27 protein-coding genes are annotated in these 24,552 nt (G+C 40.2%); 3 read left to right on the top strand and 24 right to left on the bottom strand.

Annotation, left to right across the window (positions count from 1 at the left end; all coding sequences use genetic code 11):
* Positions 1–15 precede the first annotated feature (15 nt).
* The 6 genes from A5883_RS04720 to A5883_RS04690 all read right to left on the bottom strand — a co-directional run bounded on the left by A5883_RS04720 (position 16) and on the right by A5883_RS04690 (position 4,948).
* Entirely contained in the window at positions 16–1,446 is a 1,431-nt protein-coding gene (locus tag A5883_RS04720) for a S41 family peptidase (RefSeq protein ID WP_086299603.1), read from the bottom strand.
* A 76-nt stretch (positions 1,447–1,522) separates the two neighbouring features.
* Complete coding sequence (locus A5883_RS04715; protein ID WP_005236867.1) at positions 1,523–1,744, bottom strand: YozE family protein; 222 nt, start codon at positions 1,742–1,744, stop codon at positions 1,523–1,525.
* Positions 1,737–2,258 (bottom strand): peptide-methionine (S)-S-oxide reductase MsrA, encoded by a 522-nt coding sequence (msrA, locus tag A5883_RS04710; RefSeq protein ID WP_008379644.1) that lies wholly within the window; start codon positions 2,256–2,258, stop codon positions 1,737–1,739. The genes A5883_RS04715 and msrA overlap by 8 nt, the downstream gene beginning before the upstream one ends.
* On the bottom strand, positions 2,258–2,908 hold the full coding sequence (locus tag A5883_RS04705) for a YpmS family protein (RefSeq protein WP_005236869.1): 651 nt from the start codon (positions 2,906–2,908) through the stop codon (positions 2,258–2,260). The genes msrA and A5883_RS04705 overlap by 1 nt, the downstream gene beginning before the upstream one ends.
* On the bottom strand, positions 2,905–3,891 hold the full coding sequence (locus A5883_RS04700) for an SGNH/GDSL hydrolase family protein (RefSeq protein WP_086317054.1): 987 nt from the start codon (positions 3,889–3,891) through the stop codon (positions 2,905–2,907). Before A5883_RS04700 ends, A5883_RS04705 begins: the two co-directional genes overlap by 4 nt.
* Positions 3,892–4,105: 214 nt before the next feature.
* Complete coding sequence (locus A5883_RS04690; RefSeq protein WP_034872242.1) at positions 4,106–4,948, bottom strand: DegV family protein; 843 nt, start codon at positions 4,946–4,948, stop codon at positions 4,106–4,108.
* Positions 4,949–5,074: 126 nt separating this feature from the next.
* Here A5883_RS04690 and trhA point away from each other — a divergent pair, with 126 nt between their 5' ends.
* On the top strand, positions 5,075–5,728 hold the full coding sequence (gene trhA / locus A5883_RS04685) for a PAQR family membrane homeostasis protein TrhA (protein ID WP_005236874.1): 654 nt from the start codon (positions 5,075–5,077) through the stop codon (positions 5,726–5,728).
* Positions 5,729–5,791: 63 nt separating this feature from the next.
* Here trhA and A5883_RS04680 read toward each other — a convergent pair whose 3' ends face one another.
* From A5883_RS04680 to A5883_RS04610, 15 genes are all read right to left on the bottom strand, one after another.
* On the bottom strand, positions 5,792–6,280 hold the full coding sequence (locus A5883_RS04680) for a dihydrofolate reductase (RefSeq protein ID WP_086317052.1): 489 nt from the start codon (positions 6,278–6,280) through the stop codon (positions 5,792–5,794).
* Between the two features lie 5 nt (positions 6,281–6,285).
* The gene (locus A5883_RS04675) at positions 6,286–7,032 is read right to left on the bottom strand and encodes a hypothetical protein (RefSeq protein ID WP_086317050.1); all 747 of its coding nucleotides are present in this window, start codon (positions 7,030–7,032) and stop codon (positions 6,286–6,288) included.
* A gap of 43 nt (positions 7,033–7,075) precedes the next feature.
* The gene (locus A5883_RS04670) at positions 7,076–8,023 is read right to left on the bottom strand and encodes a thymidylate synthase (RefSeq protein WP_086317048.1); all 948 of its coding nucleotides are present in this window, start codon (positions 8,021–8,023) and stop codon (positions 7,076–7,078) included.
* 16 nt (positions 8,024–8,039) lie between these two features.
* A complete protein-coding gene (locus A5883_RS04665; protein WP_086317046.1) occupies positions 8,040–9,947 on the bottom strand; it encodes an ABC-F family ATP-binding cassette domain-containing protein in 1,908 nt (635 codons plus the stop codon).
* Between the two features lie 204 nt (positions 9,948–10,151).
* Positions 10,152–12,188, bottom strand: a complete 2,037-nt coding sequence (locus tag A5883_RS04660) for a cation:proton antiporter (protein WP_086338074.1) — start codon at positions 12,186–12,188, stop codon at positions 10,152–10,154.
* Between the two features lie 3 nt (positions 12,189–12,191).
* Positions 12,192–12,473, bottom strand: coding sequence for a hypothetical protein (locus A5883_RS04655; RefSeq protein WP_008379625.1), 282 nt, complete (start codon positions 12,471–12,473; stop codon positions 12,192–12,194).
* 190 nt (positions 12,474–12,663) lie between these two features.
* Positions 12,664–14,784, bottom strand: a complete 2,121-nt coding sequence (locus tag A5883_RS04650; protein ID WP_086338073.1) for a peptidoglycan D,D-transpeptidase FtsI family protein — start codon at positions 14,782–14,784, stop codon at positions 12,664–12,666.
* Positions 14,785–15,094: 310 nt separating this feature from the next.
* On the bottom strand, positions 15,095–16,123 hold the full coding sequence (locus tag A5883_RS04645) for an LCP family glycopolymer transferase (protein ID WP_086338072.1): 1,029 nt from the start codon (positions 16,121–16,123) through the stop codon (positions 15,095–15,097).
* A gap of 185 nt (positions 16,124–16,308) precedes the next feature.
* Positions 16,309–17,118, bottom strand: coding sequence for an ABC transporter permease (locus A5883_RS04640; RefSeq protein WP_086338071.1), 810 nt, complete (start codon positions 17,116–17,118; stop codon positions 16,309–16,311).
* 45 nt (positions 17,119–17,163) lie between these two features.
* Positions 17,164–18,219, bottom strand: a complete 1,056-nt coding sequence (locus tag A5883_RS04635; RefSeq protein ID WP_086338070.1) for an ABC transporter ATP-binding protein — start codon at positions 18,217–18,219, stop codon at positions 17,164–17,166.
* A 169-nt stretch (positions 18,220–18,388) separates the two neighbouring features.
* Positions 18,389–18,790 carry a glycerol-3-phosphate cytidylyltransferase gene (gene tagD / locus A5883_RS04630; RefSeq protein WP_008379620.1) on the bottom strand — a complete coding sequence of 134 codons (402 nt, stop codon included), beginning with the start codon at positions 18,788–18,790 and terminating at the stop codon, positions 18,389–18,391.
* A 163-nt stretch (positions 18,791–18,953) separates the two neighbouring features.
* Positions 18,954–19,154 (bottom strand): cold-shock protein, encoded by a 201-nt coding sequence (locus tag A5883_RS04625; RefSeq protein ID WP_005229578.1) that lies wholly within the window; start codon positions 19,152–19,154, stop codon positions 18,954–18,956.
* A 141-nt stretch (positions 19,155–19,295) separates the two neighbouring features.
* Entirely contained in the window at positions 19,296–19,901 is a 606-nt protein-coding gene (locus A5883_RS04620) for a superoxide dismutase (RefSeq protein ID WP_005236898.1), read from the bottom strand.
* A 78-nt stretch (positions 19,902–19,979) separates the two neighbouring features.
* Positions 19,980–20,441, bottom strand: coding sequence for a GtrA family protein (locus A5883_RS04615; RefSeq protein WP_086338069.1), 462 nt, complete (start codon positions 20,439–20,441; stop codon positions 19,980–19,982).
* Positions 20,442–20,664: 223 nt separating this feature from the next.
* On the bottom strand, positions 20,665–20,832 hold the full coding sequence (locus A5883_RS04610) for a GtrA family protein (RefSeq protein ID WP_225001471.1): 168 nt from the start codon (positions 20,830–20,832) through the stop codon (positions 20,665–20,667).
* A gap of 132 nt (positions 20,833–20,964) precedes the next feature.
* Between A5883_RS04610 and A5883_RS04605 the strand changes: the two genes are divergently transcribed.
* Complete coding sequence (locus A5883_RS04605; RefSeq protein ID WP_086338068.1) at positions 20,965–21,774, top strand: DUF1189 family protein; 810 nt, start codon at positions 20,965–20,967, stop codon at positions 21,772–21,774.
* A 26-nt stretch (positions 21,775–21,800) separates the two neighbouring features.
* Complete coding sequence (locus tag A5883_RS04600) at positions 21,801–22,796, top strand: phosphoglycerate dehydrogenase (RefSeq protein ID WP_086338714.1); 996 nt, start codon at positions 21,801–21,803, stop codon at positions 22,794–22,796.
* 70 nt (positions 22,797–22,866) lie between these two features.
* Here A5883_RS04600 and A5883_RS04595 read toward each other — a convergent pair whose 3' ends face one another.
* The 3 genes from A5883_RS04595 to A5883_RS04585 form a co-directional block, all read right to left on the bottom strand.
* On the bottom strand, positions 22,867–23,805 hold the full coding sequence (locus A5883_RS04595; RefSeq protein ID WP_176323951.1) for a glycosyltransferase family 2 protein: 939 nt from the start codon (positions 23,803–23,805) through the stop codon (positions 22,867–22,869).
* A gap of 57 nt (positions 23,806–23,862) precedes the next feature.
* Positions 23,863–24,162: a HesB/YadR/YfhF family protein gene (locus A5883_RS04590; RefSeq protein ID WP_005229567.1), complete on the bottom strand. Its 300-nt coding sequence runs from the start codon at positions 24,160–24,162 to the stop codon at positions 23,863–23,865.
* 11 nt (positions 24,163–24,173) lie between these two features.
* A partial coding sequence (locus A5883_RS04585) for a potassium channel family protein (RefSeq protein ID WP_141108412.1) occupies positions 24,174–24,552 on the bottom strand: 379 nt, incomplete at its 5' end.

The raw sequence follows: 24,552 nt of genomic DNA, 5'->3' as shown, positions 1-24,552 counted from the left end.
AATTTTTCACTTAGTTTATTCTTCAGAAAGCAAGGACAGTGCTTTTAAATATGCTGGGTCCTCTGCTTTGAGTTTCTCCGTTACTTCTTTTTCGATCGCTTGGGCAGTGTCTGCATCGACTTCCCCAGTCACTTTTAAATCATGAGCCTCTTGGAAAGTCTTCACTGCTGCTGTCGTCTCATCATTGAAGGTATCACCACTAGTGGCATACCCTAAAGCTTTAAGAAATTGATTTAGGTTATTGACTGCCGTTGATGATTGTCCAGCTTTTAAGGCATTGTCCCGTGGTAATGGCGGGAAATACGCATACTCTGGATAGTCCTCTTCATAATCCGGCATCACACCTTGATCATTGACCCAATTTTCATCCGGTGTCAGCCATTTCATGACCGTCATTTTTAATTCACTATTATCCCCCAGATCCTTCACGTTCTGAACGGTTCCCTTGCCGAAGGTTTCTGTACCAACAACTGGGATATCCGCTGATTCTTGCAAGGCTGCGGCAAAAATCTCCGATGCAGAGGCACTGCCGCCGTCGACTAAAACAACGACCGGTTCTGTGACTTTGAATCCTTCATCCAATGCTTCGCTCGCTTTGGTCTCACTGACCACCCCTTGATTGTTGGCAAACTTCACGATCGTTTGGCCGTTTTCTAAAAACATACTTGCCATGATCTGTACTTGGTCCAGCAGTCCGCCAGGATTTTGTCTTAAATCCAAGACAAACGACTTTGCGCCGGCTTCTCGCAGTTCGGTGATGGTTTCTTTCAACTCAGCTGCTGTGTTTTCACCAAAGGAAGTAATATCGATACGACCGATTGTGTCATTATTTTCAGCAATTTCTCCATGGACCGTTTCGATTGGGATCACATCACGAGTGATCTCCACATCAAAGGTGTCCTGATCACGTTGAATCGTTAAGGTGACTTTCGTCCCTTTTTCACCACGAATCTTACCCACAACTTCAGATAATTCCTGTCCCTGCGTATCTTCACCGTCTACCTTAACGATTCGGTCATTGATCCGCAGACCACTTTTTTCAGCAGGCGTATTTTTTATCGGCGCTTGTGCGACTTCTGGATAGTCTTCAACGATCGACAAGGTAGCACCAATCCCTTCAAAACTTCCAGAAAGTGATTGTTCTAAGTTATCCGCATCTGATTGGTTCAAATACGTCGTATAAGGATCATCTAGCGCATCAGTCATCCCTTGAAGGGCACCTTCTATCAAGGCATCCTCATCAACTTCTTGGTAATAATTCGCAAGGATTTGGTCATATAGCGACTGGATTTTCTCCATTCCGCTGGCTTCTGTGGTCGTTTCTGTCACCGGTTGCGTCGTCTGCTGATTTTGCTGAGCCGTTTGCCATAAATAGACACCGCCTCCTGACAAAATTGCGACACAAACGAGAGAAACGATATATCGGCTCGTCGTTAAACCTTTCATTCACAACACCTCTCTGAGAAAAAACAGCTCCGTTCTGCGGATTTTATGCAACCATACAAAACGAAGGATAGTTTTTTTATTTGTTATTTTCGAGATACTCTGCCCAGATACGATCAAAAATATCCATGGATGGCAAATAATCAACATTTAGTTCCAGATAAGAAGAGACTTCATCATAGTCATCGCTGTGCTTCGGAAACTGGATATCATGACTTGCATGAGTAGCAAAGATCTGGGCCTCATCTGTATGACTCGGTCCTTTGACTGCCATTAAATAGGTATAAAAACTTTTACGCATGTTCTTGCTCCCAATGATTTTCTAAAAAGGCTGCTCTACGGGCATGATTGCGAGCAAAATTCTCAGGATTCTTTTTGTAATACTCTTGGTGCTCTTCTTCCGCTAAATAAAAAGGTTGGGCTGGTTCGATCGTGGTCACGATCGGATCGGTAAATCGACCGGAAGCCTGAAGCGCCTCTTTGCTGGCTTCGGCTTTTTTCCGCTGCTCTTCATTAAAATAGAAGATAGCCGGACGATAATTGTCGCCGCGATCTTCAAATTGACCAAAAGCATCTGTCGGATCCGTTTGCTGCCAATAGATCGTCAAAAGGTCTTCATAACTGATTTTTTCAGGATCAAAAATGATTTCCACTGCTTCAGTATGCCCTGTTTGATGGCTTTTGACTTCTTCATAGGTTGGATTTTCGGTATGTCCTGCGGTATAGCCGGAAAAAATTGAATGCACCCCTTCTAATTCATCAAAGGGTTGGATCATACACCAAAAGCACCCACCGGCAAAAATTGCTCGTTCCATTATTCATCCTCCGTTTCAGCTGGTAAATATAAACTCATTTGAATTTCATCATCCACAAGATTGATTTTGTTGGCTTTGATAAACAAGCCATTTTGCATACGGAATTGATCCAAACGTATCAAAATGATTTGTTCATCTGCATTGACATCGATCCAGTCAGGAAATTTAAAACTACGTTTGATCATTTTCATTACTTCACTGGTGGGCAGATCCAAGGTGCCGATTGATAAGCTTTTGGCTTTCAATTGAACGTTACCTTCTTCGGTCACGTAAGGATCAAAATAGAGATAGAAGGTGATAGGAAATCCTAATACTTGAAACTCTCCCGTCAACAATGCCTCATTTCTTAGCTCAAAATTATACTTGACCTCTTGATCTTTTTGAAAATCTGACAGATAAAAATCAATCAATTGGTTGACCTGGCTCTTGTTGCTGTTAACGGTCAGAACAGGACTGCCCTCCCGTTGAACAAGTTCAGCACTTTCATTTAAGCCGGTTTCTCGCTGTTGAAAAATTCTTGAAGCAAAGAAAACCGTTGTGCCTAAAAGGATACCGACCAACACTAGAAAAGCAATTTTCCAGTAGTTGATCGATTTTTTTTTCGTTGCAGCTGTTTTTTCCGGCTGCTTCGTTGATTCGCTTGGTTTCATTTTGCTTCCTCCTCTAGCAACCAATAATTTTGCGTTTTGATCACTTCATCGCGAACGGCATTCGCCATCAGTTGATACCCAAGATTATTGGGATGGAAGCGATCGCCTTCATACAAAACATTGTTTGTGATATTATTCCCGACAGTTTGCGATGAGTCAGTTGTCGTTGAAGTACTGCTTTGTGATTCATCCGAAGCTGTCGTCGATGAATCAGATAAGCGTTCTGTGTCCGATGATTCGGCAGTTTTCTCTGATTCTCCTTCTTCTGTATCAGCAATACCGACCTCATCACTTAACCCTTTATAGAGCAAATCGTTGATAGGAATAAAAAAGGCATTGTCTTGCTGATTGACGAACGTTTCCGTTTGTTTATTCCAGTTATCAATGATCGTCTGCATATCCGTGATTTCTGGGAAATTCAGATAAAATGGATTGTAGATGCCCAAGACATAGATTGGTGCATCACTATTCAAATCGCGGATTTGAGCAAACAAGTCTTTTAAACGTTCCTGGTAATCTTCCATCGGTTCCGTAAACGTCTCAATGCTCAAGCCGAAGAAATTGCTCTGAATCACTTTTAGTACGTCGTTACCGCCGACAGTCAAGGTAATCAAATCCGCTTGACTAAGATCTTGGCGTAAGTCTTCATCGTTTTTCACTCGCTTTAAAATCTGATCGCTTCTTTCACCAGCGACCCCATAATTTTTAGTTACCAAATTGCTCAAATCATAGCGATCCTCTAGATCCCCAGCCAAAATTGGCACAAAGCCACCACGAGCTGTTTCATCACCAACCCCTTCTGTCAAGGAATCCCCAAGAGCGAGATATTCAATGGCGGATTTTTTCGAATCATTGGCTGCTAGCTTGTCCACAGGGGTCAGCAATGGTTGGGCTTTGGGAACAGTAAAATGAAACAGTAAGCCAGTTCCAATAGCTATCAATCCCACAACGAGTAGATAAGTTACTAATTTCTTCCATTTCACAGGTATTCAAACTCCTTTGTAATCTTTGCTATTTTAACAAAATTCTCATAAAATTCCTAGTCGCAATCCTTCAAACTTAAGAAAGAAAACAGCTACCTGCCAAAGAGTCGACAAGCAAAGGCAGCTTCTTTTTTTGTTTTTTCTTCCCGACAGCTTGTCATACGCCAAAAAGCGATTCGTCATTAAACGAATCGCTGAAAGAAAACATGCTTTTTTATTCCGTACTATAAGTAATCGCAAAGGCACCTTTACCTGTGTGAGTGGCGATGATCGGTGTCGTGTGCAACAAGGGGATATCCAACTCGGGGAATAGTTCCGCTAATTCCTTTTGGAAACGTTCTGTGATTTCTAACCCTTCAGCATGAGAAATACCAATTTTCGTCACTTTAGGCATACTCTTCAGTTCAGCTTTTAACTCTTCAAACCATTTATTGAAGGTCTTGACACCACGTCCTTTGACGACTGGAATCAGTTCTGAATGATCAAAATCCATAATCACTTTCATGTTCAGCAAACTCGATAAAAGACCTTTGGCACGACTGATACGACCGCCTTTTACTAAGTTTTCTAACGTTGAAACGCCGATAAATAATTTCGTATGCTCACGCACCAAATCCACCTCTGGTAAAACTTCTTCTAGTGTCTTACCGGCTTTAGCCAATTCTGCTGCCCGAATCACTTGAAAAGCCAACGCTTGGTCTGTCGTGTCACTATCGATCACGGTGACTTTAGCTTTTGATAAATGACTGGCTTGACGAGCCGCTTCCACGGTTCCGCTAAGCCCTTTGGTCATATGAATCGATAGTATTTCACTGCCATCTTTGCCTAATTCATCATATAGTTCTACAAAATGACCGATTGGCGGCTGGCTAGTTTTAGGTAATTCTTTGGCTTGCGCCATCATTTGCATAAATTTTTCTCCCGGCAGCGTTTCATCATCTGGATAAACGACACCATCGATCATTACAGATAAAGGCACGACATGGATAGCCAAAGCATCACGGACACTTGGTTCCATCGTACTGGAAGAATCTGTCACAATTTTAAGATTTGCCATCATATATTCACTCTCTCTTTAAATCAAGTCTTTTTTCGTGGTAAAATAACCACAGACCATTTATACTAAGTATAACAGAGAGAAAATTTTTTTTCATCTAATTTCGATTCGAAAGGACGGTGCCGAATGCAGCACATGAAGTTTAGTCGCAGATATTTGATCGTCAATGAAGTATTAAATGCAGTAACCCACGGGATCGGATTAGGACTGAGTATCGCAGGACTGGTCATCCTCTTAATCAAGGGGGCAAATCTAGGGTCACCTATCCACATCGTTTCCTATGCCATTTATGGGTCGATGATGATTTTGCTCTTCCTCTTTTCTACCTTATTTCACAGTTTGATTTTTACCAAAGCAAAAAAGGTCTTCCAAGTCTTTGATCATGCCTCCATTTTCTTGCTGATCGCCGGAAGCTATACACCTTTTTGCTTGCTTAGTATCCAAGGCTGGCTTGGCTGGTCACTCTTTGTCTTGATTTGGCTACTAGCAATTAGCGGCATCGTTTATAAGTCACTGACTCTTCATAAAAAAGAGACTGTCTCAAAAATCTCCACCCTGATCTACATCATCATGGGCTGGCTATGTGTCGTCGCCTTCAAACCTCTGATCGAACATTTAGGATACTGGGGAACATTTTTACTAGCAAGCGGTGGTGTTTCTTATACTGTAGGTGCGCTATTCTATAGTTTAAAATCCGTTCGATTCATGCATGTGGTTTGGCACTTATTCGTTATGTTAGGTGCTGGACTGATGTACTTCTCCGTCTTGTTGTATACCTAAAAGTGAAGCATTGCTTACAAACAAAGAACAGGAAACTTTCGCTGCAGAAAGCTTCCTGTTCTTTTATTTTCTATGATAAAATTCAAATTGATGGGGATAACGGTTCTTTTCATCGACGATCCCATCGATCACATGATCAAGTTTCCATTGCGTCCAATCAATCTCTGGGAAATACACATCTCCGTTAAATTCCGCATCGATCACTGTACGGTACAATTGATCGCAATCGTCAATCATCGCTTCAAAAACACCCGCTCCACCAGTTAAAAAAACGGGATGCTCTTGTTGCTTCACATACGCTAAGATTTCCTCTCGGTCATGCATCACTAACGCGCCGTTGGCTTGATAGTGTGGATCACTTGTCAAAACGATTGTCGTACGCTGCGGCAGTAATCTTTTTCTCATTCCTTCAAAGGTTTTGCGCCCCATTATAATCGTATTATTGATGGTTTGCTCTTTAAAAAATTTCAAATCATTTGGCAAATGCCACGGCAACGTGCCATCCGCTCCGATCAAACCCTTTTGATCTTGTGCCCAAAGTGCGATCAACATAAAAATTACATCCCTTCTGTATAAAATGATTCCGAAATAGTAGCAGCAACCTGCAGCCGCTGCATCAGCTGAAAAGCTGATTCATGCTCAAATGGATCTTTGTTGCGTTCATCAAAGCGCAAGCCATCACAGGCTTGGTAAACAATTGTGCCGCCGCTTCTTTGGACATTTCTCGGCCATTCCCCATCGTTTAAACGCGCGTTGTTGTTTTTCAGTAAGGTCGGTATCAGGGAGATAGGAAAGAGAGCACTACCAGCTGCGACATCAATTTCTTGTATTTGAAAAAAGTCAGCTGCGATCTCGTTGATCAAGCGCTCCGTTCTTTGCCACGTTTGCGGATGACTCGCAAACGCCCTTGCAGTTCGCCCTAGGATACAATACGTATTCTCTGGTAACGGCTGTTTGCTTATTGCCACAAGTTCTTCCGGATACGTCTCGATCCAAGTCACTACGCGATCAAAATCACAAATATGCAATGAATCCAGCATTGGTAAAGTATGCTGTGCCGCAAAAATAAGCCTTCTGCGGGCATCCGCCGCCCCTTTTGCTGGTATAAAAAGGGCAGTGCACTGCTGATTTGATCGAATGGCTTCTTTTAGCTCCGGCACTGTTTCCTCGGATACGGATAGCCAAACTGTATCATAGTGCTGATGCAAGAAATCAATGCATTGATCAATGAGCAATGCATGAATCGATCCAACATGTCTCTGATGAAAGGTCGCCGCAAAGCCTCGTTTGTGGGTATTTCCCATTACGCCTCATTCCTTTCTTTATGAAATGAAACCAAACAACCACTTAAACTGCGATCGGTGCTTTGATTGTTGGATGCGGATCATACCCTGCCAGGGTAATATCTTCCATTTCAAAATCAAAGATTGACTGTTTTTCAGGATTTAACTGTAAGCTTGGCGCCGGACGTACTGAACGAGTCAACTGTTCCTTCATCTGTTCTATATGATTACTGTACAGATGAGCATCACCTAATGTATGGATAAAATCTCCGACTTCTAGTCCAGTTTCATGAGCAATCAGGTGCGTTAATAGCGCATAACTAGCAATATTGAAGGGAACGCCTAAAAAGACATCGGCACTGCGTTGATATAACTGACAGCTTAAGCGACCATCATGAACATAAAATTGAAACATCGTGTGACAAGGGGGCAACGCCATCGTCGGTACATCTTCTGGATTCCAAGCAGAGACGATCAAACGACGAGAATCTGGCGTCGTCTTGATCATGTCGATCACTTCTTTGATTTGATCGATAAACCCGCCCGTACTTTTTTCCCAATGGCGCCATTGGTACCCATAAACGTGTCCCAAATCGCCGAAGGCTTCAGCGAATGTATCATCAGATAAGATTTTTTCACAAAACTGTTTCAACTCGTGTTGGTACTGTTCGTTGAAAGCTTCATCCACTAGGGAACGACGGCCAAAGTCCGTCATGTCAGGACCTGTGTAAGCATCACTTTTAATATAGCGCTCAAACGCCCATTCATCCCAAATGTGGTTATTATGTTCTAGGAGATAACGAATGTTGGTATCTCCTTTTAGAAACCACAATAATTCGCTTTTGATCAAGCCAAAAGGAACTCTCTTGGTTGTCAACAATGGAAAGCCTTGGGACAGATCAAAACGCATTTGGTGACCAAAGACACTGCGTGTTCCCGTTCCTGTACGATCACTTTTATCATTGCCTTCTGCTAATATTTTTCTTCCTAGATCTAAATATGCTTGTTCCATCGTTCTCTCCTTTACTCTACACAAACTCGCTCAAATATTCCCAACGATCCATTTTTTCTGCAAGTTGCGTTTCAACCTCGCTGATTTCTTGCTGTAATTTTTGGAGCTTGGTAAAGTCAGCTCCTTGATGATTCATCTCTTCAGTCAAAGCGGCAGCTTTTTCTTCTAACGCCGCGATATCATCTTCAATTGTCGCCCACTCTTTTTGTTCCATATAACTCAGTTTCTTTTTGACAGGCGCTGCAGCAGACTCCTCACTATCAGGAGAAAGTGAATCGTTTTTTGATTCTTTTGGCTCTAGTACACTTGAACTAGCTTTATTGGTATTGGCTGCTAGGTACTCATTAATGGAACCAAAGTAGGACTTAATCCTGCCGTCTCCTTCGAAGATCAGCAATTTTTGGGCAACTTTATCTAAAAAGTAGCGGTCATGGGAAACAGTGATTACTGCACCTGGGAATGTTTCCAAATAATTTTCCAAAATCGTCAGGGTATCAATATCCAAATCGTTGGTCGGTTCATCTAACAAGAGAACATTTGGCTGCCCAATCAATAGCTTGAGCAAAAATAGGCGTCGTTTTTCCCCGCCAGACAGCTTGCCGATCTTAGTGCCGTGCATGGATCGCGGAAACAAAAACTGTTCCAGCATTTCTGCGACACTGACTTGTGAGCCATCCACTTTTTGCACTTCCTCGGCTGCTTCTTGCAAATAAGCAATCATTCGCTGATCAGGGTTCATCGCTTCAATCGTTTGCGTATAATAAGCCATTTTCACAGTCACGCCAATCGTCCGCTCCCCTTCTTCTAAAGGCAGGCGACCAGCTAAAATATTGAGCAACGTAGATTTGCCCGCACCGTTTTCTCCTGTGATCCCTAAGCGTTCTCTTGATTGAATCAACAGATCAAAGTGAGACAAAATCGTTTTGTTTTCAATCTGGAAACTCGCATCTTTTAGCGCTAAGACTTGTTTGCCTAAGCGTGTCGTAGCAACATCAATGGCCACTTCGCCGTTCCGTTTTACTTGATGTAGGTTTTCTTTTAAATCATCGAAACGATCGATCCGTGCCTGTTGTTTCGTTGTACGGGCCTTCGCTCCGGTGCGAATCCAAGCCAACTCATGTTTGTATAACTGCTTGCGCTTGTCTTCTTGCGTCTCCTCCACTCGTTCTCGTTCTGCTCGAGCATGAAGATACGTCTCGTAATTGCCTTGATATTCATGCAGCTTGCCAAAGGACAATTCAAAGATCCGGTTAACGACTCGATCCAAAAAGTAGCGATCGTGGGTCACCATCAATAACGCACCCCGATAATTTTTTAGATAGCCTTCCAACCATTGGATCGCATCATAATCTAAGTGGTTAGTCGGTTCATCCAATAACAACAGGTCTGGTTCATCGATCAATACTTGAGCCATAGCCACTCGTTTCTTTTGACCTCCAGATAACTCACTGACCTTTTTCTTTAAATCACTGATCCCAAGTTTTTGGAGGATAATTTTGGCTGTTGTATCTGTGTTCCAAGCATCCGCTTTATTCATCGCTTCTTCTGCCAATTGATAATTGCGCTGCGTTTGTTGATCCATACCATTATTTTCTAAAGCAATCAGCGCTTTTTCATAGTCGCGAACAACGCGGATCAGCGGACTGGTCCCTTGAAAAACAGCATCTACAACGGATAATTCTTCTTGTAGCTGATTGTCTTGCGCTAAAAAGCCAATTCGATAATCTTGATTGGCAAAAACAGTTTGGCGATCACCATCTCCACGATCCAAACCTGCTAAGATTCGCAGCAAACTTGATTTCCCCGTGCCATTGACACCGATCAAACCGATCCGATCTTTTTCATGTATCAGAAAAGAAAGCTGATCAAACAGTGTTTTTTCACCGTAAGTTTTGGTTAATTCACTTACTTTTAATTCTTTCACAGAATCCCTCCTGAGTTTTTTCTTCGCTCATTGTACCACATTTCATCCGAGGAAACGATGAGAGAAAGGAGCAGTTTTTGCAATAAAAAAGAATGCCTTCGTCAGTTTATTCCCTCTGATCATCGATGTTGATCATCTTTTAGGAATAACCTGACGGAGACACTCCATAAAACGTGCATCAAGTTGCGCGCCTTTTGAGACATATTATCGGCGGAACATCCGCTGTTTCGGTTGTTCTTCCGCTCGAGACATCGCATACGATTCTAACAGATTGACATTGCGTCGGTACTCATTTGCAGAAATCGTTGAAATTTTCTCAGCCACTTCATATTCATCGATCGTCTTGCGCTCAAGATAATAGCCCCAAAGGACTTTCTTAACAAAAATCGGGTCTTGCTCAATCATGATCGTTTCAATGAAATTGCTATGTTCAAACCGTTTGATGCTCATTTCTCGTTGACGAATAAAGAAATTGATCAGCGAGGAATCATAAACATCTTCTAAATTGCTCAAACTGTGAAAAATGTATTCGCTGTTTTTTAAGTAGATTTTTTGTACTTCAGAAATGTCTCGTTGTTTCAAGGCATCTTTCAGTTGCTGCTGCCGCTGTAAAAACAAACGTGGATGGATCAGTACACGAATAAAACGCTGAATAAAGAAGAGCCAAAAACTAAAGAATGAGAGAATTTGTTTTGCGAGGGAATGCTGCTGCTGAGAAATAAAGCGTGAATAAAAACGATAGCCATTTAGGCTGACTTTCCCATTTCGATAAGCTTCATCCAAGCCGTCTTGTTCGATCGATAAGATCAATCCTTGAATTTCTTGGATTTCTTGTTTTTCTGAATCAGTCAAACTATTGCGATACAATTCCCAACGACGATTTTCATAGGAATTGATGACAGCATCGATCGCTAAGCGACCTTTATCAGAAAGCTCTTGTTTTTCTCCTGCTTCCAATTGTTCGATGACGTCTTCTAAGATCAACAAGTGATTGAAGTCGACACTTTCGGCAGCTTCACCATCTGCCAAATAAGGTAAGACCATCACGCTGATGATCAATGTCAGCAAAATTACACAGGCGGTCAAAAACAGGAGCAAGCTCCGTTCCTGAAACGGTGTATCATGCACCATCACCGGTAAAATGAAGATGGCTGCCAAACTGACTGTTCCCTTGACGCCACCAAAGGTCAACAAGGCGACTTGATTCATGGATACTTGTTTTTTTGACTGTAAGAACCAATAATAAAATAGCAAAAAGATAAAACGTACGAGGAAAATCACCGCTGTGACGACTAAAATCGTGATGACTAGATGCCAGTTTGCATAGTTTTTGCTTTCCCAGATCGGTGAAAAGACTTGTGACAACTCGATCCCTAGAAAGAGAAACACTAATGCGTTCAATGTAAAGACAATGGTCGACCATGTGCTTTCCGAAATGTTCGCTAATTCTGCATCAAACAACGAGATCCGGCGTTTTCTTTGGGCTTGGGCTACACCTGCCACAACTGCTGCGATAATCCCTGAGACGCCAATCATTTCTGCCAGCAAATAGGCAGCAAATGGCAAGAGCAGTTCAATCAATAAGTATACTGTGACATCTTGTGCCGAGATTTTTTCAATAAAACGTAAAATCCGGCGTTTCAGCCATACTATCAAGTAACCGACAAGCCCGCCACCGATACTAGAGAAAAGAAGTTGGAAGCCTGCGTTTGCTGCTGAAAAACTCCCGGTAGTCAAAGCCACGATAGCAAACTGTAATGCGGTAACCCCCGAAGCATCGTTCAGTAAGCCCTCGCCTTCAAGAATATGCATAATGTTTTTGGAAATTTTCAAACGCTTTGCTAATGAGGAGACTGCCACCGCATCAGTTGGTCCTAACGCAGCCCCGAAAGCGAAGCAAGCAGCCAGAGGTATCGTCGGCATCAACCAATGGAGGGTTCCGCCGACCGCAAACAGCGTCATTAACACGCCACCAAAAGCCAAAAACAGCACGATCTTGCTGTTTTTTAGGATCTCAGGTACATCTGCTCGTTCCCCTTCTCGAAATAGCAATGGACCAATGATCATTACTAAAAACATTTCCGGTTCAAAGGCGATCTCTTGACCCATTTCTGTAAGACCTAATAAAATTCCTAAGATGATTTGAATAAAAAAGATCGGTACTGAGGGCAATATTTTGCTCGCCACATTTGATAATGTGACAAGAATTGCAATGATAATGACGAGTTCAATAAATTCCATCCATTACCCTCTTTTCTTTCGAATGGCTAATAACAGCTCAAGAAAATCTTCTTTTTTTAAAAGGATCTTGTCGTTTAGAAGACCTAACTCCTTTTCGTTATTTTCAATCTCGCATTGGACACGCCGTGATTCCAAGCGATATAAATCGTGTTTCATTCGTTCAAATTTTCGGAAAAGCAATGGATTTTTCCGTTGCAAATAATCCCGAATCTCCTTTTTTTCAGCTGGTGTAAATTGTCCCAACTGCTTCATTAGTTCTTGCTTACTTAAACATTCCTTGTTCATAATTACGTTTTTTACCCCTTTTATCATCAGTTTATCTTTTTATTTAACGTGCAAATCAAAATTATCTCTTGACCGCTAGTATTCTAAGCCAATCATTCAAAAATAGCAAGTCTTTCTCACTAAATGTTGGTTTTCTATCAGTTTTCTTATAAAACAAAAAAACCGCAGTCTTCACTGCGATTTTTTATGCTTATTTCATATATAAGTCGTAGTAAGCATCCATGATCTCTTTGGCGATTTGAATATTTGGATGGGTATCTGTGTCGCCTTTTAATTGAGGCATTACGATCGCAATCGCAATATCCGCATCACTGCTTGGCCCGTAGGCAACGATGTTTAGGTTAACTAAGCTGATGGTATTGCCATTACTATCCACAATTGGTGTTTCGGCAGTACCTGTTTTGGCAGAGACCTCCATTTTCGCAGAAGCCAAGCCTTTGGCAGTTGCCCAAGCATCCGTTCCATGAACTGCATCATAAAATCCATTTTGAACAATTTGCATTTGAGCATCTGTTAAACCAACTTCGTTCAATACCGTTGGTTCGATCTCTTCAATCAGTGAGCCAAGACCGCCAGTTTCATCATTGCCGTAAATACCGTCGACGATATGAGGCTGCAATCTTTTGCCACCATTAGCAACAGTTGCTGCATATTGTGCCAGTTGCAACGTGGTATAGGTATCAAACTGACCAAAAGCCAAGTCAAGGATCTTCCCACCATCACTGACCGGGTCCATGTTATCGATCGATGTGCTGATACCAGTCGCTTCTCCCGGTAAATCGATCCCAGTTTCAGTTCCCATACCAAAAGAGGCAAAAGACGAACGTAGTTTTTCATAGACATCCCCTTGACGATCCACTGTTGGAATCGAGATACCTGACTGATAATTGATGCCCATCAAACGTAAAGCGACTTGCATCATATAGGAGTTAGAAGAAACTTCCAACGCCTGCTCCGCAGAAAGGTTACGATTATTTGCCCCAGTTGGGTTGAAAATTGAGGCTTTTACATCGGAGCCAATTCTGATTGGTTGATCCAATAACACTTCATTGCCGTTTAAGACCCCATTTTCCCAGCCGGCAGCCAAAGTCCCTGCTTTGACAACGGACCCTGGTACAAAGGAATTAATGAAGGTACCAATGGCATTTTCCTGCAATTCATTTGAACCTGTATCATGATGATAGCCGGACATTGACAAAACGCCGCCGGTTTTTGGATTTAACGCCACTGCGTAAACCCCTGGAGAATATTCTGCTGCCCCAGAATCAATCAGTTTTTGGAAATTGTCTTGCAAGATTTTATCAACTCTCGCTTGAAACTCAGCATCTAATGTTAATACAAGGTTATCCCCTTTTGCCCCTGCAAAGGTTTCTTTTTGACTTTCAATATTATTATTGTTATCAAGGGAAATCTCGGAAATGGATTTTGTGCCTTGTAAGACTTCTTCATACTGCTGCTCTAAATAACTGCGTCCAACACGATCATTACGAGCATAGCCTTTTTCTAAAAATTCATCCAAAACTTCTTCCGGAATCCCTTGTTCTTCACTAGTCACCGTTCCGATCAAACTAGCCAGAGAACTTCCTTCAACGATGTTTCTCGTCCAATCAGTCCCCGTGGAGATTCCCGGTAAATCAACCATATTTTCAGCGACAACAGCTAATTCACGGTCAGACACATCCGACGTCTTAATAAAGACCGTACTCAAAGATTGGGCGCTATTCATCCGCTTAAAAATCGTGGCTGCTTCTAATTCTGCATCAGAGAAATTGATTTCATCTTCTGTCACTTTATCAACGGTTGCCGCATATTGTTCAGAAGTACCTAAAGAACGCTCTTCATCACTCAATCGGTCAGTTGCTGCTTCAAGATTTTCTTCATCGGCCAGCCAAAAGTCCTTAAGATCACGATCAGACAAGTTTTTGTCCACAGGTACTTCGATCAACTCGCTCAATTTTTTGGCCGTTTCTAACAAATCTTGAGCGGTCATTTTGTTTCCGCGGGTAAATGTGATTGCTGCATTGGCTTGATTTTCCACTAAAGCTTTCCCAGAAGCATCGTAAATCATCCCCCGAGGGGCACTTCCTTTTACTTCCACTACAGATGAAGCTTTCAATTGCTGCTCAATATTTTCGCCATTGACGATCTGTAGATAGCCTAATTGGACAATCAATGATACAAACAAAGCAAAAATAATAAAAAACAAAAAGTTCAATCGAAATGGAACATGAGATTTGCGATACGATTTGGCCTTTGGTTCTTCTGGCCCCTTACGTATCCCTTGGACAACTTTATCTTTCAAATTCTTCATCTCATCTATCCTTCCAATCTATAATGACTACTGTCCTATTTTACCAAAAAATTCGATCTGAAACAGAAAAAACAAAAAATATCCATTAATCCTTAGAAAAAACTATAAAAACTCAACGATATCTGCCTGAATGTTTCACAGATAGATTGTTTCATTTTCACTCTTTCATGAAAAAATTGTTTTTTTAAGCTTTCTTATGTTTTTTCATTTGTTGATTTCGTGAAACAAGAAATTGATTGATGTTATTGTGGAAAACTAAAAGCAGGAGGACTTTCGGTCACCCTGCTTTTTAGGCTTCTAAAGAAACTAGCTACTCCCCAGTTGTTGAATTTTCTTCTGAGAAGGTCAGACTGTCGTCGTATAACTGATAATTAGGCGATCCGTTAGTATATTCATCGCCTTGGGTCAACCCCTCGTTCGTCGGAAGTTGCAACTGCTCCTTTAACAAATTTTGCGTATGCAACAACTGATTCGTGCCTAATAGCTGATAATATACCCCACCAATCAGTTGTCCTTCCCCTTGTAGCTGCTCTTGCTCGATGGTCGTAAAAGCAGGCATGTAATTCGTGCCGATATCCATCATGTCATTCCAGGTAAGATCCGTCTTCGAATTTTTTTCAACTGCTTTAAGGATATTGCGGTAATTTCCTATTCCCTCCAAGCTCATGACTTTTTGAAGGATTTTCGTCACCACTTCTCTTTGCCTTCTTTGTCGTCCAATATCTCCCTCTGGATCTTGTTTACGCATTCTTGCGTAGGCCAAGCCTGTTTTCCCATCTAAAGTGATTTGTCCTTTAGGGACATGGACACCTTCTAACGTAAAATCGATGGCATTTGTCACTTCGATCCCACCTACTGCATCAATCAAATCCCGCATTCCTTGCATATTGATCGTCACATAATGGTCGATAGGAATGTCTAAAAGATTTTCAACTGAATCCATTGCCATCGCTTCACCACCGAAAGCATAGGCATGATTCAACTTATCGATCGTATTAAAGCCAACGATTTGCGTATAGATATCACGGTCAAGACTAACGATCGTTGACTGCTTTTTCTCAGGATTGACTGTTACCACCATCATGCTATCTGAACGGCCTTGCTCGGTTCGTCCCAACGCCCCTGTATCAATCCCCATTAACAGAATGGAAAATGGATCGCGCTCTTCAATGCTGATCGCTGTTTCTCGTTTGTCTGTTTTACGATCAACAGACTTTGAGATTTGGTTGAATGTAGCATTCGTCTCTTGATAGATCTGCATGCCATAAATCGTTAACCCAATGATTCCAACTACTAACACGACTAAAATACTGACTATTACTTTTTGATAACTCCGCATCCTGCACCTCGCCAATAAAAAATCACTTATCGAGTAAATTTTCCCACAAAATACAACGTTCAGCAACCGCTATCAAGAATAACTTTCATCCGTAACGCTTCCGTAACTTATTTGAAATAAAGAAAAAATTAAAAACAAATAAAGTGCGCTCTCTAAGTTAGAGAGCACACGTCAAAACATCATTTTTAAATGTAATCAACAAAACGAGCACGGAACTTCATATGCAAATGGCTTCCTAAAATAAGAAGCATCAAAGTTAGACACCAGAATATAAGTGTGTAGGTCGTTTTTTCCCAAACCCATGCTCGAGAAAGGAAAGCATCCCGAAATCCCTCGATTAAATAGTAAATTGGATTTAAGTGTAACACTTTAATTAGCCAATCTGGTAAATTACGATTATTGATATTCCAAATAGGTCCTGAAACATAGAATAATAAACGAAGTACTGATTGTAAGAAAATATGATAATCTCGAACTAGTACTGTTATTGTGGCGTTCAATAGACCAAATGCAAATAAGAAAACAATCATCGCAAGAAAATAATAAATAAATTGCAACCAATAGATACTTGGCGTCACACCAGCTATGAATAACGAACCTACCACGATTGCCACCATAGGAATGTAGGATGATAAATTACTTATAATGTTGATCGATGGTAGAATACTGACTGGAAACTTCATTTTCGCTACCATTCCTACTTGTCGATGAATACTATTCGAGGCTCCTAAGATTGATGCACTAATATAAAACCATGCCGTGATCCCAATCAGCATCCAGATAATAAAAGGTACGCCATCAATATTTCCGTTTTGATTAACACCTAGACCAAAAACCAAGTAATAGATTCCTACTTGAATAGCGGGATTTAAAATCTGCCAAGCTAAACCTAGATAGTGACTCTGATAGGTCGCTTTATCTTCATAACGGGACATCCGAAAAATAATCCCCGCATTTTTAAATTGTTCTTTTATAACTGCAGCAATCTCTTTCACAAACTTCTTCCTTTTCTATTTGAACTAAACAAAGAAACATCTTCTTTATTTGAAAACTTGACTGATCGTTTCAACAGGATTTTTAATTGCGTAAGTAATCGAACGCCCGCTAAAAGAAACCAGCGAGCAGAATATCGTTGCGACTACGACCAAACCTAAGACTCCTTTTGTCGGCCAGCTCATTTTTTCTCCTAGTGGCGTACGTTTCAAGTTTTTCTTGATCATTTGGTCGGAAAGATTTTGTAGTTGTAAAAAATGATCTTCTCGGCTTTTTTCAGCTAATTTGTCCAAGTTAAATGCTTTTTGATCTTCTTTGTATTTATCTTGATAGGCTTTTTGCTCTTTCTTTGGTTGTTTTTTGAACCAATCGATAAATTTGCGGTATTCAGCCATTACTTCTTCAGTAGGACCAAACATCCGTAAATCACCATAGTGCATCCAAATCGTTCGGTCACAAAGTTTTTCTACCTGTCCTAAAGCATGACTAACAAAAAAGATCGTTTTTCCTGCTTCTTTAAATTCCATAATCTTATCCACACATTTTTGATAAAACGTTTCGTCTCCGACAGACAACGCCTCATCAATGACTAAAATATCTGGATCATTATGAACCGCAATAGCAAAGCCTAACCGTGATTTCATCCCACTGGAATAGCTTTTAACGGGTTGATTGATAAAATCACCTAAATCAGCAAAGGCTACTATTTCAGGCATTTTTTCATCAATTTCTTTATTAGTCATTCCAGACATCAATGCTTTGAGCCGAATGTTTTCTAACCCTGTCAGCTGATATTTTAACCCCGCACCGATTGCGATGATTGAGGTATCACCATTTACTTCCATCGTACCGGATGTCGGTGGAATAATGCCACTGATCACGTTCGATAAAGTTGATTTTCCAGAGCCATTGATCCCAATGATCCCCACTGATTCACCAGCTTTCACATCGAAGCTAACTCCTTTTAATGCCCAAAAACGGGGAACATTGCGATGATAGAACTTGAATAGTGCTTTTACTTTGTCAGCTTTCTTTTTATATAAGTCGTATTCTTTCGTCACTAAAGTTGCACGGACTTTGATTTCTTTTTCCACTTTCTTCATCCATTCTCATAGAATTTCTAATTGATCAAGTCAACTCACAAAACATCATACCATATTTTGAGTTCTGAACAAATAATCAATGAAAAACTAGTAATAAATTCTTAAGTTCTTGGAGTTGGTTTCAATAAAAAAAACATCTGTAAAAGATGCTTTTTTAATAACAGTCCTTTTAATTGTTGAGTTTCAAATCTTTTTTGATTTGCGTGGTTGATATTTCTGGTGTCCGTGCTAGATAAATCACTTCAGCATCGGTTTCTTCTTGAATAAAGTCAAACTTTCCTGCCCAATCGTCTCCCATAACAAAGGTATCAACATGGTACTCTTTGACATCAGAAACTTTTTGAGCCCAGCCTTCTTCAGGAATCACTAGATCCACATACCGAATCGCTTCTAATAATTGTTTCCTTTTCTCATAAGAAAAGTAACATTTTTTTTGTTTTTCATTCCAATTAAATTCATCCGTTGACAGTGCTACGATTAAATAATCGCCTTGTTCTTTTGCACGACGCAAAAGATTGATATGTCCATAGTGCAATAAATCAAATGTTCCGTAAGTGATTACTCGTTTCATTCTTATCCCTCTTCGCTTCCTAGTCTTACTAATGTATTGAAGATACCAAATATGGAAAGAAATAGCAAATTAAAAAAGCTGAGTATCTTTTGTGACCTCAAAAATCAAACAATAAAAAATATCTTTTTGAGGCACTTCAGTTACTCAGCTTTTTTGTTCTGATTTAGACTTTGGTTACTTCCGCTGCCTGCGGTCCGCGGGCACCTTCAACGATCGTAAATTCAACTTCTTGTCCTTCTTCAAGCGATTTAAAACCATCTCCTTGAATGGCAGAGAAGTGAACAAATACATCATCGCCACCGTCAACTGTAATAAAACCAAACCCTTTTTCGTTGTTGAACCATTTTACTTTCCCATGTTCCATAGTGTGTAAAGCCTCCAATAATTATAATCCGACGATTCCGTCTATTTCATTATAGCGAAATATGTAAGCGTTAGCAATAACGAAATTTCTTTCCATCAACAAAAAAGAAGCCCTTAGTCAGGCTTCTTCCTAATGGTTTGTTTAAGCTTTTGCGAAATATTCGTTTACTTTGTCCCAGTTAACAACACTCCAGAAAGCATTGATGTAATCTGGACGAACATTTTTGTATTTTAAGTAATACGCATGTTCCCAAACATCTAAACCTAATACAGGTGTTTGACCATCCATCAATGGTGAATCTTGATTCGCGGTTGAAGTGATTGCTAGTTTACCGTCTTTAACGACTAACCATGCCCAACCTGAACCAAAACGTCCAGTTGCAGCAGTTTTAAATTCTTCTTTAAAGTCTTCAAAGCTGCCGAAAGCTTCGTCAATTGCCTCTTTGATTGCCCCAGTAGGTTCGCCACCAGCATTTGGGCCTAAGATTTCCCAGAAGAATGTGTGGTTAGCATGGCCGCCGCCATTGTTGCGAACCGCTGTTTGAATGTCTTCTGGTACAGAAGAAAAGTCTGCTAATAATTCTTCAACTGTTTTTTCACCTAATTCAGGATGTTTTTCAATCGCTGCATTTAAGTTTGTTACATAAGTGTTGTGGTGTTTATCATGATGCAAATGCATCGTTTCTTCATCAATATATGGTTCCAATGCATCGTATGCGTAAGGTAAATCTGGTAATGTGTAAGTCATAAAAAAATCCTCCTCAATGATAATGTTTACATAAGTAACATTATCAGACTATCAGACTTTGTTCAAAAAATATGCTTACTAACTTTCATCATTTACTTCAAAATTTTTGATTTCCGCTTGATTAAATATCAGGAATTTACTAAAGAGATAATTAGCGAGAACAACAATGATTTGAGTAACTATCTTTGCTGTTAAATTCGTTGTATTCATTAAATCGATCATAACATACATCACACCCATATCCATTCCAAGGGAGAGTACACGATAAAAAATAAACTTAGCAAATTCAACTAAAAGTTCTAACATACTTTCTGTTTTTGAATGGAACACCCAAACTTTGTTCGTTACAAAAGCAAACAAAACAGAAGCTATCCACGAAATTCCATTTGCTACCAAGTAATGCAGAGAGAGCCATTCTACACAAATAAAATAAGTTACGATATTTACAATTGTGGCAAGACCACCAAAAAAAAGATAAATAAAAAGATTCCATAGTTTTCTTTTTTCTAAAGCCTCTTTAAACCTTAAATAAAATTTCAAAAAGAACACTCCTAATTCATCAAAGCTTTCTTACACTATATTATATCTGTCTCTTATACACATCTAGATGTGTATAAGAGACAGATATAATATAGTGTAAGAACACTCCTAATTCATCAAAGCTTTCTTACACTATATTATATCCTATAAATAATTAATATACGAATTTTTTCATAAAATTATCGCTTTATTTTTCTTTTTTTCATAAGATTAAAGAAGACAATCAAACAATCACATTCGCTGTCTGATAATAAAAACCAAACCCTTCACGAAAAATAAGATAGACGACAATATTGACTACGGTGGTCAAACCACCAAAAAATAAATACGTGAGTGGCTCCCACAGTTTTTTTTGTTGTAAGATTTGTTTGTATTCAATAAACTTTTGCATCCATATGCCTACTTTCATTACTTTATTTACTTATTCAATAGATATTTGGCTCTTTTTTTGTGAATTCCTTGTAATCCTAAGAACCCTTCGTTACAATTACTCTAGTTATACCACAAAGGAGTTTATCAGCAAATGACTATCGTCCAACTATTTAAAATTGCTTTTTTTCGAATACCAGAACTAAAATTCGTCAAAAAAGCAGAGTTTTCCAAAGTGATCGTTTTTCTATTAGGTGCAGCCGTGATGATGGCTTTGCCAATTACCATCAATGTCTTAGGCGTCTTTCGTGATGTGCAAGCAGATGGACAAAAAATCGGAGAAACGATTCCTGATTTTACGATCGAAAATGGACAGCTTTCTGCCGCTCCAAATACGAAAGGATTCATCTATCAAACCGATTCGATCATCTTTACTTTTGATCCTGATGGCAATCGTACACCAGCGGATATTGCATCTGATGTCACCGGCTCGGTGATCGCAGTAGGTTTGTTAAAAGATCAGCTGGTCATTCGTATCCCTTCTTCTGGTTTCTCAACGTCTATGTTCGATTCAAACCAATTAGAGTTTGATTATAGTGAACCAGCACTGCGTAATCTTAACGGTCAGGCGATTCGAGAAACCTTATCCAACCAAGCGATCCCATGGCTGATAAAAATCATTGTCTTTTTTGTCGCCTTATATCCCACGTTTGTCAGCTTACTGATCACCTTAATCATGGGAACCTTTATTGCAACGATCTATACGAAATTGAAGCTATTCTCTTATACCTTTTTCGAAAATTTAAAGATTCTCATTGTCTGTGCTGCATTGCCTACACTCATTAGTGTTATTGTACAACTAGCGCTGCCTTCCTTTGATGCTACCACCTTTATTTTGTTTGGTTCCCTATTCTTATTTACACAAGGTGTCAAAGATTCACCAAAAATACAATTAAAAAAATGATCTATGCCATGTTCAATTCATTGAACATGGCTTTTTTCTCATTCTTTGCTACACTTAAGATACAAGGAGGCTTGGCAATGAAAAAAATAATCTTAGCCACTCGCAACTTTCGCGACACTTATGTGGAACAAATGGAAAAAGACTATCAATTTCTCGTCTACTCAAAGGACCAAGCAATTGATTGGTCACAAGTAGAAATCACTATCGGTTGGAAACCAACATGGAACGAACACCTGTTAACCGAAAAAACAAATTTGAAATGGGTCCAAGCGATTTCGGCTGGTGTGGACACCTTGCCATTAAAAGAGTTTGCAAAATACGACATTCTCTTATCAAATGGCAGTGGCATCCACGCAGAATCGATTACAGACCATTTATTGGCTTTGCTCTTTATGGAAAACCGCGGGATTTTCCAAGCAATCCAACAACAAAGAAAACAGCAATGGGCACCGGATACGATTCCTTATGCAAAGCTATCTGATCAAGAGATTTTGATCGTTGGTACGGGACAAATCGGCCAAAGATTAGCCCAAGCATTAACCTTTTTTGGTGTACATCCGATTGGCATTAATACAAGCGGCCATGAGGTGGCGGGTTTTGAAAAAACGTTTGCGTTATCTGACTTACACGCTTGCGCAAAAACCGCCGATTGCATCATCAATATTCTTCCACTGACAGAAGAAACCACACATTTGTATGATGAAGCCTTTTTTGCACAAATGAAGCCTTCCGCTTCATTTTATAATGTCGGTCGCGGTCCTAGCGTGGATACTGCCGCATTAACAAAGGCATTAGAGAAAAAGCAGCTGGCATTTGCCGCACTAGATGTTTTTGAAGAGGAACCTCTACCAGAAAATGATCCACTATGGCATACCGAAAACCTGTTGATTACTCCTCACATCTCAGGACACACGCCCCATTTTCAAAAGGCATTTATGGATATTTTCTTAGCGAATTTCCAACAATTTTTAACGAAACAAGAACTTGTTAAAAATGAGATAAACTTGGAAAAGGGATACTAACAAATTCTTTCCGTAAAAAAAGTGTACAGTTGAAGGCAACCCCTTCAAATTGTACACTTTTATTTTATCATTATTTTTCTTGGTCTTTTTCGGTTTCTTTCAAGAAGTATAAGGGTCTATTTTTAGTCTCTAAGAAAATTTTTCCGATATACTTGCCGATGATCCCTAAACAAAGCAATTGCAATCCACCAACAAATAAGAAGATACTGACCATTGAAGGCCACCCTGATGTCGGATCTCCAAAAATAAAGGTTCTTATCACAATAAAGATCAAAGCAATCAGAGAACCAAAACAGGAAAGCGCACCAATAAACGAGGCGATATTCAAAGGTGTATCTGAAAAATTGACGATGCCATCGATCGAATATTGGAATAGCTTCCAGAATGACCAGGACGTCTCACCCGCTACTCTTTCTCGATTCTCATAGGCGATGTATTCTGTATCAAACCCAACCCAGCTGAAGATCCCTTTTGAAAAGCGATTGTACTCTGACAGCTGTAAAACTGCATCAACCATATTGCGGCGCATCAAGCGAAAATCTCGCGCACCGTTTACCATTTCAGTATCGGCAATTTTGTTGATGATGTTATAGAACGAGTTCGAAAAAAAACTGCGAATCTTTGGCTCACCTTTTCTATCGGCACGTCTCGTACCCACACAGTCAAGCTCTGGTTTACTTCTTAGCAAAGCAAACATTTCAGGTAGTAATGACGGCGGATCTTGTAAATCTGCATCCATTACAGTGACAAAATCGCCTCTAGCAGCTTGTAGCCCCGCATAAAGAGCAGCTTCTTTGCCAAAGTTTCTCGAAAAAGATAGATAGCGAACACTTTCAGGGTGGGCGTGATACAAGTCTCTTAAAACAGACAGAGTTTGATCTGAAGACCCGTCATTAACAAAAATATATTCAAAAGGCATATTTAAGTGTTTCTTCACTTTTTCTGTTTCTTCAAAGAAAATCGGCAAGCTTGCCTCTTCATTAAAACAAGGTACAACAATTGATAACATCGGTTTCATCTCCTAGAGCCAGTCGTGGGAAATCGGTCAGCTAGGACCGAATCCACATTATTTTTTATCTTCGCTAAAATCATATTTCGGTTCATCTAACGTTTCATCATAGTCCACAGTTAGATCATAGCCTTTGAAAAACCATTCGTCTGCTTCATCAATAAAAAAAAGCAAGCCATCAATGGTTTGTTCGACGATCGGACGTTCTGGTTTATCGACTGACATTCCCACGGAAAATCCGTCATGCACTTGTGTTTTGCCATAAATTTTTCCGAAAAAACGAATCCCGCTTCCTTGGTCTACCACCAATTCTTTTTTAAACCATTGCATTGCTTCAGGACTTATTGTTAAGTTCATTTTCTTCACTCCTAATCATTCATATGTTCATCAAGTATATCTACATCATCTGTATTGCCGATCACGAGTAAATTGTCATTTTCACGCACGATCGCCTCTGCATCAGGCGAAACGATCACTTGTCCTGGTCCCCGACGAATCGCAACGACTGTCAGACCATATTTTTGTCGAAAATTCAGCTCAATCAGGGATTTATTGAAAAAGCGTGGATTGGACACGCGAATCTCTGCTAGAGAAAATTCGTCAGATAGTTCAATATAATCTAAAATATTTTTGGAAACAAGATTATGGGCGATGCGAATCCCCATGTCACGTTCGGGATGAACGACACGGTCTGCGCCGAGTTTTTCCAGTACACGGGCATGGTATTCGTTTTGGGCTTTCGCTAAG

This window comes from Enterococcus sp. 5B3_DIV0040 (assembly GCF_002140755.1).
Classification (GTDB): Bacteria; Bacillota; Bacilli; order Lactobacillales; family Enterococcaceae; genus Enterococcus_D; species Enterococcus_D casseliflavus.
The sequence above is the reverse complement of the archived record's forward strand: the minus strand, read 5'-3'. Positions and strand labels throughout refer to the sequence as shown.